This is a genomic window from Nocardia cerradoensis NBRC 101014 (assembly GCF_000308535.1).
GTDB classification, from domain to species: Bacteria; Actinomycetota; Actinomycetes; order Mycobacteriales; family Mycobacteriaceae; genus Nocardia; species Nocardia cerradoensis.
Window position 1 is genome coordinate 1 of the sequence record NZ_BAFW01000188.1, and the last position, 12017, is coordinate 12017.

Annotated in this window: 15 protein-coding genes; 3 read left to right on the top strand and 12 right to left on the bottom strand. The window is 68.8% G+C overall.

Annotated features, from left to right (window positions below; all coding sequences use genetic code 11):
• The coding region (locus ON23_RS19950) for an AAA family ATPase (RefSeq protein WP_039780028.1) at positions 1-1063 on the bottom strand (1063 nt) is incomplete at its 3' end.
• A 111-nt stretch (positions 1064-1174) separates the two neighbouring features.
• On the opposite strand from ON23_RS19950, the gene ON23_RS19955 reads away from it, so the two are divergent.
• On the top strand, positions 1175-1603 hold the full coding sequence (locus ON23_RS19955) for a nitroreductase family deazaflavin-dependent oxidoreductase (RefSeq protein WP_039780043.1): 429 nt from the start codon (positions 1175-1177) through the stop codon (positions 1601-1603).
• Positions 1604-1658: 55 nt separating this feature from the next.
• On the opposite strand, the gene ON23_RS19960 is transcribed toward ON23_RS19955, so the two are convergent.
• The 6 genes from ON23_RS19960 to ON23_RS19985 form a co-directional block, all read right to left on the bottom strand.
• Positions 1659-2933: an MFS transporter gene (locus ON23_RS19960; RefSeq protein ID WP_051042925.1), complete on the bottom strand. Its 1275-nt coding sequence runs from the start codon at positions 2931-2933 to the stop codon at positions 1659-1661.
• Positions 2930-4039, bottom strand: coding sequence for a PLP-dependent cysteine synthase family protein (locus ON23_RS19965; protein ID WP_039780030.1), 1110 nt, complete (start codon positions 4037-4039; stop codon positions 2930-2932). The genes ON23_RS19960 and ON23_RS19965 overlap by 4 nt, the downstream gene beginning before the upstream one ends.
• A 98-nt stretch (positions 4040-4137) precedes the next feature.
• A complete protein-coding gene (lpqS, locus tag ON23_RS19970) occupies positions 4138-4533 on the bottom strand; it encodes a putative copper homeostasis (lipo)protein LpqS (RefSeq protein ID WP_157170246.1) in 396 nt (131 codons plus the stop codon).
• Between the two features lie 324 nt (positions 4534-4857).
• A complete protein-coding gene (locus ON23_RS19975) occupies positions 4858-5466 on the bottom strand; it encodes a sigma-70 family RNA polymerase sigma factor (protein WP_039780032.1) in 609 nt (202 codons plus the stop codon).
• 460 nt (positions 5467-5926) lie between these two features.
• Positions 5927-6127 carry a hypothetical protein gene (locus tag ON23_RS19980; RefSeq protein ID WP_030518403.1) on the bottom strand — a complete coding sequence of 67 codons (201 nt, stop codon included), beginning with the start codon at positions 6125-6127 and terminating at the stop codon, positions 5927-5929.
• Positions 6128-6320: 193 nt separating this feature from the next.
• Complete coding sequence (locus ON23_RS19985; protein ID WP_039780035.1) at positions 6321-7511, bottom strand: alcohol dehydrogenase catalytic domain-containing protein; 1191 nt, start codon at positions 7509-7511, stop codon at positions 6321-6323.
• 126 nt (positions 7512-7637) lie between these two features.
• Here ON23_RS19985 and ON23_RS19990 point away from each other — a divergent pair, with 126 nt between their 5' ends.
• On the top strand, positions 7638-8012 hold the full coding sequence (locus tag ON23_RS19990; protein ID WP_051042926.1) for a hypothetical protein: 375 nt from the start codon (positions 7638-7640) through the stop codon (positions 8010-8012).
• Positions 8013-8016: 4 nt separating this feature from the next.
• Here ON23_RS19990 and ON23_RS19995 read toward each other — a convergent pair whose 3' ends face one another.
• Both ON23_RS19995 and ON23_RS20000 read right to left on the bottom strand, forming a co-directional pair.
• Positions 8017-8466 (bottom strand): STAS domain-containing protein, encoded by a 450-nt coding sequence (locus tag ON23_RS19995; protein WP_039780036.1) that lies wholly within the window; start codon positions 8464-8466, stop codon positions 8017-8019.
• A 239-nt stretch (positions 8467-8705) separates the two neighbouring features.
• Entirely contained in the window at positions 8706-8879 is a 174-nt protein-coding gene (locus ON23_RS20000; RefSeq protein WP_030518399.1) for a CsbD family protein, read from the bottom strand.
• A 184-nt stretch (positions 8880-9063) separates the two neighbouring features.
• On the opposite strand from ON23_RS20000, the gene ON23_RS36025 reads away from it, so the two are divergent.
• Positions 9064-9660: an Rv1733c family protein gene (locus ON23_RS36025; RefSeq protein WP_157170247.1), complete on the top strand. Its 597-nt coding sequence runs from the start codon at positions 9064-9066 to the stop codon at positions 9658-9660.
• Between the two features lie 22 nt (positions 9661-9682).
• Here ON23_RS36025 and ON23_RS20010 read toward each other — a convergent pair whose 3' ends face one another.
• The 3 genes from ON23_RS20010 to ON23_RS20020 form a co-directional block, all read right to left on the bottom strand.
• Positions 9683-9889 carry a DUF8691 family protein gene (locus tag ON23_RS20010; protein WP_210743507.1) on the bottom strand — a complete coding sequence of 69 codons (207 nt, stop codon included), beginning with the start codon at positions 9887-9889 and terminating at the stop codon, positions 9683-9685.
• 30 nt (positions 9890-9919) lie between these two features.
• On the bottom strand, positions 9920-10294 hold the full coding sequence (locus tag ON23_RS20015; RefSeq protein WP_039780039.1) for a PLDc N-terminal domain-containing protein: 375 nt from the start codon (positions 10292-10294) through the stop codon (positions 9920-9922).
• 174 nt (positions 10295-10468) lie between these two features.
• The coding region (locus tag ON23_RS20020) for a vWA domain-containing protein (RefSeq protein WP_039780041.1) at positions 10469-12017 on the bottom strand (1549 nt) is incomplete at its 5' end.

Consider the following 12017-nt stretch of genomic DNA (forward strand, 5'->3'; position numbering starts at 1 on the left):
CGGCGGCCGCGTGCCAGACACGGCGGTCCGCGTCGGCGGGGCCGTCGAGCGCTGCCGCCAGCGCCCGGTGTGCGGCCACTCGCTGTCCCAGCGGCGCTCGCTGGTAAACGGCGGCGCGCAGCAGCGGATGACGAAAGGCGATCGTCTCGGCCGTCTCGCCGCGCACCAGCAGTCCCGCCTCCTCGGCCGGAGCCAGATCGTCGATTCCGGCGCCGACGGCAGCCGCGGCGCGCAGGACCGCCGACAATTCGCCGGACTCCTCGGCCGCGACGATCAGCAGCACGTCCTGCGTCGATTTCGGCATCCGGCTGACCTGTCCGTGGAAGGCCAGCTGCAGGCGGTCGGTCAACGCCAGCGCACCGGGATGGGCCGCGCCGGGACGTTCGTCGCGTGCGGCGTCGGCCAATTCGAGCAAGGCCAGCGGATTGCCCTGTGCCTCGGCCAGGACCTGCCGCCGCACCCCGGCGGGCAGTTCGCGGCGGTCGAGCAACGCGGCGGCGGCCTCCGAGTCGAGCCCGGCGATGCGACGTTCGGGCAGATCCGCGGATCGCGCGAAGGTGGCACCGTCGCGGGCGGCGAGGATGATAACGACTCCCTCGGCGTACAACCGCCGGGCGGCGAACAGGATCGTGTCCAGCGAGGCCCGGTCGAGCCATTGCGCGTCGTCGATCAGACACACCAGCCCGGTATCGCCGGCGTGTTCGGTGAGCAGCGACAACACCGCCAATCCGACCAGCATCGCATCTCCGCCGGGATCGTCGCCGAGGCGCAGCGCCGCCTCCAGCGCGGCCCGCTGGCGCGCGGGCAGGGCGGGCAGGTGCGCGACCGCCGGTCGCAGCAGCAACTGCAATCCGGCGAACGGAAGTTCGGCTTCGATTTCCACCCCCGCGCCGCGCAGCACCCGCAGGTCGGCGCCGAGATCCGCGGCGTGGTCGAGCAGGGCGGTCTTACCGATTCCGGGTTCGCCGCGCAGCACCAGCCAACCGCTTTCCCCCGCGCGGGCCCGGTCCAGCAGGGCGGCGATCGCCGCGATGTCGGCCGCCCGCCCGTACAGCTCAGCCATGGCACCGCGCCACGAATCGGTTCACGAACACCGGACCGATCATCGCATACCCACCACCGCCGCTATTCCCACGTGCGCGCCTCCCGCCGCGACCACCGGTTCGACAGCAGAATGCAGCTCATGAGCGATTGGAACACCGCGATCATCGAGGAATTTCGAGCCAACGAGGGACGCGTCGGCGGCGATTTCGAGGGCGCGCCGATGGTGCTGGTGCATCACCGCGGCCGCAAATCCGGCCGCGAACTGGTGACACCTATGATGTACCTGGCCGACGACGAGAACCCGGACAGTATCTATGTTTTCGCGTCGAAGGCCGGAGCTCCGACCAATCCGGACTGGTACTACAACCTGACCGCCGCCGGGACGGCGGAGATCGAACGCGGCACCGACCGCTACCCGGCGGCGGTCACCGAGGTGACCGGTGAGCGCCGCGACCGGATCTTCGCCGAACAGGCCCGCCGCTATCCCGGATTCGCCGGCTATGCCCGCAAAACCGAAGGGATCCGCAGCATTCCGGTGCTGGAACTACGGCGCACCTAGCCCGCCCGGTACTCGTCCGCCACCGTCGCGGCGGACGAGTACCGGCCATCGCGGGTCACGCGGATTCGCGCACCGACTCCGCCGGAACCTCTCCTCCCCCACCGGGACGCGTGTGTGCACTGCGCTCGAGCGCGGCCAGGGCGAACGCCGCGAGCGCCCCGATGGCCGCGAATCCGGCCCACACCACGGCGTCGAGTCCGGCCGACCGGGCGGCGTCCAGCACCACACCGGTGACGAGGTTGCCGGTCAGGATTCCGACTCCGACCACCGTGTTGTAGAACCCGTAGTGCGTGGCCACGAGCGCGCCGCCGGACAGCGAGACCACCGTATCCATTTCGAACGGGAACACCGCCGCGGTCCCGACCGCGAGGATCGCCGCCGAAATCAGCAGCGCCGCAACGGCAGTCACCGTGCCGAAGGGCCGCGGGCCCGGTACCAGCAGCAGCGGCAGGAAGGACGCGGCCAGCACCCCCATGCCGACCACCAGGCCGCGGCCGGTCCCCCACCGGCGTCGAAACCATGCGGTGATGCGCAGTTGCCCGGCCACCGCGACCACACCCGACACCACGAACAATCCCGAGGTCAGCGCCTGCGCGTGGCCGGGGCTCAGATATCGGGCCTGCAACGGCAGTGCCAGATAGACCTGGAACGACAGCACATACGAACCGATCATCGCGACCGCGAAGGCCAGGAAACGACGGTTGGCCAGGACGGTCCGCCAATCCTGGAGCACGGTCGTGCGCACCGCGGGTTCGCTCGCCCGCCGCGGCGGCAGCGCGAACAGTTGCGCGAGGGTCAGCACCGCGAAGACCACGGCGGCGGCCGCGGCGGTCACCCGGAAGTCGGTCACCAGCAGGGCGAGCCCGGCCAGCGGCCCGACGAGGATGCCGGCCTGATAGAAGATGTTGAACACCGCGAACGCCTCCACGCGGCGGTCACCGGTCTCCGCGGCCAGATACGCGCGCACCGCCGGATTGAACAGAGCACCGGCAAAACCCGTTGCGGCCGAGGCGATCAGCAGCATCGGCAATGAGGTGGCGAAGATCAGCAGCGCGAATCCCGCGGTGCGCAGCAGACAGCCCGCCACGATCAGCGGTTTGTAGCCGAGCCGGTCGGCGAGCGTCCCGCCGACGAGGAACATGCCCTGCTGGGAGAAGTTGCGCACGCCCAGCACCAGCCCGACCGCCCACGCCGCCAAGCCGATCGGGCCGGCGAGATATCCGGCCAGGTACGGCATGAGCATGTAGAAGCCCAGGTTGATGCCGAACTGGTTGACCATCAGCAACCGGGCCGCCGGGTCGAAGCTGCGGAATCGGGCGAGGGCACTCATGCGGCGGGCTCCGGGTCGAGGGTGCGGGGGTCGACGACGGTGGTGCAGCGCGTCCACGAGGTCACCACTCGCTCGGCGGGATGGCCGATCGTGTCGGGTTCGACGGGCGGATCGGCATCGAGCAGGCCGTGCTCGTCGCAGTAGGCGTCGTTGTAGACGGTGTCGGCGTAGCGGTGCGGCCCGTCGGGAAACACGGCGGCGATCCGGGCGCCGGTGTCGTGCACACGCGCGGCCCAGCCCGCCACCAGCGCCACCGCGCCGACACTCCAGCCGCCGCTGGCGTGGTGGGTGGCGGCCAGCGTCCGGCATGCCCACACCGCTTCCGCCGGTGCCACCCAATGGATTTCGTCGAAGGCGTCGTAGTCGACGTTGCGAGGGTGGATGCTCGAGCCCAGCCCGCGCATGAGGCGCGGCCCGGCCGGTTGGCCGAAGATCGTCGAGGACACGGTGTCCACGCCGATCAGCCGCAGCCGCGGATTGTTCCGGCGCAGCACCCGGGCCACGCCCGCGGAGTGTCCGCCGGTTCCGACCGCGCACACCAGGACGTCGACGCGGCCCAATTGCTGCACCAGCTCCAGGGCCAGCGATTCGTAGCCGTCCACATTGTCGGGATTGCTGTACTGGTCGGGGCTCCAGGCATCCGGTTCGGTGGCCAGCAGGGCCGCGACCCGATCGCGGCGCGCCTGTTGCCAGCCGCCGGTCGGATGCGGTTCGGTGACCGTCTCCACCCGTGCGCCGTAGGCGCGCAGCAGTCGCACCACCATCGGTTCCATTCCGGGGTCGGTGACCACGGTCACCGGATGCGAGTACACCATTCCCGCCAGCGCGAGGCCCAATCCCAAGGTGCCGCTGGATGATTCGACGATGCGCGCACCCGGTCGCAGGTCTCCGCGGATTTCCGCGCTGCGCACCATGTGCAGCGCGGGGCGGTCCTTCATGCCGCCGGGATTGGCACCTTCGAGTTTGGCCCAGAAGCCGCGGCCGCGGCCGCTCAGCGGTTCGCCGATCCAGAGCACCGGCGTATTGCCGACCAGACCGCGCGGGCGATGCGCCGAGATCGGCGCTGCCGGAATCGGCTGCGGGTGGTCGAGCACGATGTCGTCCATGACTGTCGCTTTCGGTATCTCCGCCCTTTTACGGGCGGTACGGATGCGGGCAGCGGACACCGGCCGCCGGCGGGGGCCGACGGCCTGTCGCTGACCGATCAGCGGCGGGCGATACCGAGATGCGTCAGAATGTCGCGACCGGTGCGAGGCGGCGGGCCCGGCGGCCCGCGCACGGCAGTCGCGTGATGGTGCCACCGGGCGAGGGTCACGGTGGTCACCGCATCCCACACGTGGCCGGGCGGCCACAGCTTCGCCGGATCCGCCGGAAGCACCGAATCCAGGACGACGTGCCTGTCGTGCGCACAGCAGTCGTCCCAGGCGGGCAGATGCGAACCGAGATGGGCCGATGCGGATTCGGCGGCGGCGGACGAGGCGGCAGTGCCGGCCGTCTCGGCGTCGGCGACCACGCAATCGGTATGCAGCGCAACGAGAGTGAGCAAGGCGACGAAGATCATCGCCGCGACACCCCGCCGCGACCGAAGCACGGAGCTCACCGCATCCGCACCCGCCACTCGACCGACCGCAGCGGCGAACAGACCCGAGCCCGGAGACCACGCCGGGTCGGACACCGATCCACCACCCCAGCCTCCTCACCACGATCGCCACTGTCGCGCAACACCTTCGCACGGCGTTGCCGAGCATCGAGCCGGATGTCACCCCACCGCTGGGGAACGCGGCAACCGGCTCGATAACATCTACTATTTACGTACGCAACTAGTAGATCATAACCGCCGCAGAGGCGGGTGCCGCCAGCTGGGCGACACCTCGCAATATACCCCTAGGGGGTAGGAATGCCGACTACCGGGAAGCGGCGGTCCTCACTTCGTCTCGTCGCGCGACTTCTCGGAAAGTCTGGAACCGAGTGTTTTCAGTCCAGCCCGGATCCGGGCCTTCGCGGTGGGCAGCGGGATACCCAGATCCTGCGCCACCTCCGGATAGGTGCGGCCACCGTAAAAGGCGAGCAGAATCGCCTCCCGCTGCCGATGCCCCAGCCGGTGCACCTCACCCGCGACCGAACGCTCGTCCAGCCGCTGCGTCACCTCGTCGAACACCACATCACATTCGGGCTGATACTGACCGCGACCGAACGCCCGTTCCCGATCCGCCAGCGATTGCTCCGAGCGCACCCGGTCGACCGCACGCCGGTGCGCGAACATCATCAGCCACGCCATCGGGCTGGCCCGTCCGGCGTCGTAGTCGCCGGCAGCGGACCACGCCTGCAGATAGACCTCCTGGCTCACTTCCTGAGCCAGACCGGGACTGCGCAGAATCGCGGTCAACCGGGCCATCAGGCGGGCGTTGGTGCTGCGATAGAAGGCCGCGAAGGATTCGGCGTCCCCCGCCGCGGACTTGTGCAGCAAGGTAGCCAGTTCCGCTGCCGTGATGGTAGTCGAACTGCTCTGACGGTAACGCTGATCGATGTCCATCGCACACCGTTTCGTTTCGCGGGATAGTCGTTACCTGCGGTGAGAATCGGCTACGTCGCCGAACCGCCTGGTCAATCCTTGTGCCGCCGAGCGCCGATGCTCACGGCCGAACGCGTGATACCCGATCCGGACAGCTGGAACCGGCCGATCGCTGCCGTCACAGTCAACGACATACTTAGCATCGAAGGCCGGGTGCCAGATGTTAACCACAAAAGTGGAACAATCTCGAGAACGTCGGAATTCCGCGATCGGCGCCTCCGCGAACAGCCGATATTCGATAGCCGCCGCGTCCGTCACCGGTGATAGCTGCCCGACTCCCTCGTCGATGACCCAGGAGGCGGAAATCCGAGCCCGACCGTTGTCACATATGCCCGCCGCCACGCCGCACTGGTCCAGACAGCCGCGTAGGCCGGATCCGTGATCCGGCCTACGCGTTCGGGTCCGTATGTCGCGATTCGGGTCAGCGACCGCCGTGACTGTGCTGACCGCCGGCCTGCTTGGCCGCGGTCGGCTGCGCCTGGGCGCCCTTGCGCCCCGCTTCGTGCGGATCGGCGGCATTGCGCTGGCCGAAACTACCCGTGCTGGCCTGGCCCCCGCGGCGAGCCTGTTCCTCGGTGTCGCTGCGGTTGCCGAACTGTCCGGGATTGTTCTGGTCGGCCATTGCGGACCTCCTTCGCAGTAGGGACTTTTCTCCATCGCGACCGGCGTACGTCCCGGTCACATCAGAGGCACTACCCGAGCCTCCCGGGTCTATGCACCGGCATCGCGAACGATTGCGTACGCACTGGTCACGCCCGGAAATATCTTGCGGCACCGGCCGATTCGGGCATCGCGGACGCCCCCGCACCGCGCGCTCACGCGGCCGCCGGGTCGAGTACGACCTTCACCATGCCGTCGGCCTTGCGCTGGAAGTCGTGATAGACCCGTGGCGCCTCCGACAGCGGAAGCCGATGAGTGGCAAAGGTTTCCACACCGAGCGGATCACCGTCCTGCAACAGCGGAAGAATGTCGCCGACCCACCGCTTGACGTTGGCCTGACCCATCCGCAGCTGAATCTGCTTGTCGAACAGAATGCGCATCGGCAACGGGTCGGCCATGCCGCCGTAGACCCCGGACAGCGAGATGGTGCCGCCGCGGCGCACGATATCGATCGCGCTGTTCAATGCCGCCAGCCGGTCCACACCGACGGTGTCCATCAACTTCTGCGACACCATCGACGGCAGATAGCCCGCCGAACGCTGAGCCAACTCCGCGACCGGCGATCCGTGGGCCTCCATACCGACCGCGTCGATCACGCTGTCGGAACCCCGTCCGTCGGTGCGATCGCGGATCACATCCCCGATCGAGGCACCGATCTGTTCCAGATCGATCACCTCTATCCCGCGATCGGCCACCCGGCGCAGGCGTTCCGGCACCCGATCGACACCGATCACCCGATATCCGCGATGGGCCGCGATCCGGCACGCCATATCTCCGATAGGGCCCAGACCCAGCACCACCACCGAGCCCCCGTCGGGCACGCCGGCGTATTCCACCGCCTGCCACGCCGTCGGCAACACGTCCGACAGATACAGGAAGCGGCTGTCGTCGGGGCCGGCCGGAATCGGAATGTGCGTGAAATCGGCATGCGGGACCCGCAGGTACTGCGCCTGCGCGCCGGGCACCTGCCCGTAGAGCTTGGAATAGCCGAACAAGGCTGCGCCGCTGCCGTATTCGCGCACCTGCGTGGTCTCGCACTGCGTCGGCAATCCGGTATCGCACATGACGCAGTGCCCGCACGCGATCTGGAACGGCACGACCACTCGATCGCCCACCGCCAGCGACCGCACTTCCGAACCGACGTCGACCACCACCCCGATCGGTTCGTGGCCGAGCACGTCACCGGCGCTCATGTACGGGCCGAGCACCTCGTAGAGGTGCAGATCCGACCCGCACACCCCGGAGGAGGTCACGGCGATGACGGCATCGGTCGGTTCCTCGATCCGCGGGTCGGGCACCTCGTCCACCGACACCTTGCGGCGGCCCTGCCACGTCACTGCTTTCATCGTGTCACCTCGATCTGCATCTGTGCTGGATACGGCCATCGTCGGCCTACCCTCCGCCCGGGCGGCCAAACGAATCGGGCGCGCCGCCGACGGTTTGCCGCGGGCGATTGCGGGCACGCGAAGCACATGGCTGGAAACGAATCCGACGAAGATCTGCTCACCTCGACCGAGGGACTGGATTCCGACGATGTGGGCAACGACGACGGCGACGAGATCGTGGAACCGCCCGACGACTGGTCGGGCGTCGACAGCTACGGCATGACGGCCGGCGAACAGCGCACGGAACGCCCACTGTCCCAACGACTGGCCGAAGAGGAGCCGGATGTGGGGACCAGGCCTGCCGCCGAGCCGACGCTGCCGGAATCCGGTGCGACCGAGGGCCTGGATTCGATCCACACCGGATCACCGAATGGCCCCACTGACACCGAAGCCGTCGAGGATATCGTGCGGCGCGAATCCGGTACCGACGACGACTCCTATTTCCCGCTCCCCGACGAGTAGCGGCTCAACCGGGGGTGGCGGCGATCGCGGGCCCGGCCGCGTCGTAGGTGGCGCGGCTGACCGCGCTCACGACCGTCGAATGGATGGGAAGTCGCCGGGTCTGCTCATCCAGCGCGGCGATCCGCATGATCGTCCGCGACTGGGTGACCAGGCACAGATGCACGCCCTCGGACCGGTAATGCTCGGCTTCGCGGGCCAGCGTCAGCAGGGCGCGCCAGGACAGGAAGCTCAGGCAGTTGGTGTCGATCACCACGATGCGCATCCCGCTTTCGGCAGCGGAGCGGATGCGCTCGCTCCATCCGGGCATGGTGTAGCTGTCGGCCTCACCCCGGAACGACAGCACCAGCGCCGGACCGCGGGTGCGCACGACTGCCGACAGGCGCGCCTCCGCGACATGGGGGGCGCCGGGTTCATCGGCGGGAGGTACGGGACGTAATTCGGCGCTCGAGCTCATTGAGGTCTCCAAACCGGAGCCGAGGGCAACGGGCGCAAGCCCGCTGCGGGCGTCCTACCACATGAAGACCGACCCGCCCTACCTTCATAACAGAGACGAAGCGGTCTGTACAGCCGAAACGGCGTCAGCCCAGCTCCAGCGTGTGCGCCACGACCGCCGCGGGGACGGAACGAGGCCCGGACCGGGCGCATGTGCTGCACCGGGCCGGGCCTCGCGACGAGGTGGATCCGCAGACGAGATCAGTGGTCGAAGGCGTCCTTGACCTTCTCGCCCGCGTCCTTCAGGTTCGACTTGGTCTGATCGGCCTTGCCCTCGTTCTTCTTGTCCGGATCGCCCGTCGCGGCGCCGAGCTTCTCCTTCGCCTGACCGGCGGCGTCCTCGAGCTTGTTCTTGGCCTTATCGATGGCACTCATACCGTGCTCCTTCCGAATTGCCGGACCACCCGCACGATGCGGGTCGCAACCCAGCGATATCCCCGCAGATCCGGGTCAAACCTGCGGCCGAGCGTGGCGAAGATCCACCCCGAACGCCGTTTGTCGGGGCGGCGAACGGTTATTCTCCGAGCGTGTCTCTGCCGGTCGTGGTGGGAGAGTGAAGATGGTGCGTACTACCTTCGCGGTGCTGCGGGCCGGACGGATCGCGCCCTGGACGCGTTCGCCGTTGATGCGCCGTGCCGACCGTGTCGAACAGGCGCTGCGGCTCGCACTGGTGGTGAGCGCGCTCGCCGCGGTCCTGCTGGCCGCCGTCGCCGGCACCGCGCAGTACCGGGCCGAACTCGCCGCCATCCACGCCGACAACGCCACGAAAACCGCTGTGACAGCCGAGGTTACGAGCGATCCGATCCGGATGCCGGCACCCAGCGGCATGTTCGCCGACCAACTCCGCGCCCAGGCGCAGTGGAGCCGGGACGGGCATCCCGGCGAGGCGATGGTCGACGTCGACGGCACCATCCATCGAGGCGACCGAATTCCGTTGTGGCTCACCCCCCAGGGCGATCCCACCACACCGCCGGTCGCCGACGACGCCGCCGTCGCCAAGGGCATCGCCACCGGCACCGCCGCCCTGCTCGCCTGCTGGGCACTGGCCTACGGGCTGGCCCGATGCGCCGGCTACGCGCTGGACCGGCGCCGGGCCGGCGAATGGGAACGCGAATGGCGGCGGATCAGCCCGCAGGTGGGACACGGCCCCTCCTGATCGGCCACGCCGAAGGGGCGCCTCAATCCGGCAGGCGTCGCATCTCGATCAAGGTCAGCCCGAGGGCATCGATGCGCGCCAGCACACTGCGCATCGCGGTGTAGTCCTCGAGCGGGCCGAACAGCGTGGTGGTACCGGGCGCGGCCACGGTGCTGCGGGCCAGTTCGGGAAATTCGGCGCAGATGTCGCCGGACAACTCGCCGTCGACAGAGAATTCGTAGCGCACCACACCGCCTCTCGATCGCCGGCGCCGGATGACTCAGGCCAGGGCTCGGCTCTTCAGCTGCTCGAATTCCTGTGCGGTGATCGTGCCCTCGTCGAGTAGTCGTTTGGCGTCGGCGATCTGGGTGGCCGAATTGGTTCCGGCGACGTCCTTGATGTAGGCGTGCTGTGCCTGCTCGGCCTCTTTCGCCGCCCGCGCCGAGCGCTGCGCCATGCCGCCACCCCGCACGATCAGATACACCAGTGAGGTGAGCAGCGGCAGTACGAACAGGAACACCACCCACACCGCCTTCACCCAGCCCGAGGTGTCGCGATCCCGGAACAGATCGGTGAAGATCCAGAACAGCAGCACCAGATACGCGGCGAACGCGAAACTCATGATGATCAGCCAGAACACATCCCACACGGGCATGACGTCTCCTCGATGACAGCGTCCGGCTTCCTCCGAACGGCTTCCCGCCGCCGCATACTCCCTCCCGGGCAGCAGCGACCGCGATACGCGCCAAGTTCACGCCCCGGCCCCGGTCGGGCGCTTCACCCATTGCGGGTGAGCTTGCGAAGGCGCCACCGCATACGCGGGTCGACGCTATCTGCGCCGCCCGCTCAGGTAGTCGGAGACCACCGCCGCGCCCAGGCCGTCGAGGTCGGGGGCGATGACCCGGCCGCCGCTGCGGCGGGCCATCAGGTCGACGAAGGCTGCGAGCCTGGGATTTTCGCCGAGGATGAAGACCGAGACCGAGGCGCCGAGTTTCGCGAGCGCGTCGACCTGGGCCATGGTGACCGCGAGAGTTCGCGGGTCGGGCGGCCAGTTGAAGTACGAACTGCCGTCGGGCTCCAGGTGGGCGGTGGGTTCGCCGTCGGTGACGACCAGGACCACCGGGACCGCGTCGGGGTGGCGGCGTAGGTGGCGGGCGGCGAGCAACAGGGCGTGGTGCAGGTTGGTGCCCTGCTCCCACACCGCCTCCAGACCGGTCAGCTCCCCGATGTCGACGGTGGTGGCGTGGCGGCCGAACGTCACGACTTCCAGTGCGTCGGAACGGAATCGGGTACTGATCAGCTGGTGCAGGGCCAGCGCGGTCCGCTTCATCGGCAGCCAGCGTCCGTCCTGCACCATCGACCACGACGTGTCGACGCACAGGGCCACGGCCGCGCGGGACCGCTGATCGGTTTCGGTGATCTCGACATCGGAGACCGACAGCGACACCCGGCGGCTGCCGGCCGAAGCCGACCGGAGAACCGCGTTGCGCACGGTTTTCGACACATCCCACGGTTCGGTGTCGCCGAAGCGCCACGGCCGCGTCGCGCCCGTCGGTTCGCCGGCCGCCCCCGCGGTCACCGTCTCACGCTGTCCGCGCTGAGCGCGCAACCGCCCGACCACATCGCGCAACGCCACCTCGCCGAGGCGGCGTAACGCCTTGGGCGTCAAGCGAAGCGACCCGTCGGGGGCGCGTTCGAACATGCCCTGGCGGCGCAGTTCGCGTTCCAGTTCGGCCAGGCGGGCGGCATCGACGGCGGCGTCGGCGCCGAGTTGGCGGGTGAGAGCGTCGAGGTCGATATCCTCGAGCCGGGCGCCGGGATAGGACTGGCCGAGTTGTTCGGCCAGCGCGTCCATTTCGGCCAGATCCTGCATCGCCTGCGCGCCCTCGCCGAGACCGAGCGGGTCCTGGCCACGGAACCGCTGCCCCGAATCCCAATCCTCGCCGGGACGCAGTGCGCGCAACGCGGCATCGAGTGCCGAAACCTGTTCGGCGATACGCGGATCGCCGAAGGCCTGGCCGATCAGTTCGCTCAACTCCACCTGCTGCTGCGGCGAGAGCGAATTCATCATCCGCTGCGCGGCGGCGGCGCGGGCGGCCAGCGCATCGATCAATTCCTCGGTGTCGCGGGGGTTTTCGGGAAAGAACTCGCCGTGTTCGGCCATGAACTCGGCGAACTGCTGCTCGGTGTTCTCACCGCGGGCGTGGGCGGCCAGCAGCTGGTTCAGATCCGCCATCATCTGCCGCACCCGTTCGACATCCTCGGGCGTGGCGTTCTCGAGCGCCTGCTTCATGCCCTGGAAGCGGGAGTCGAGCAGTTCACGGCCGAGCAGATCACGTATCTGCTCGTAGTTGGCGCGGCCCGTCTCCGAGCGCCAC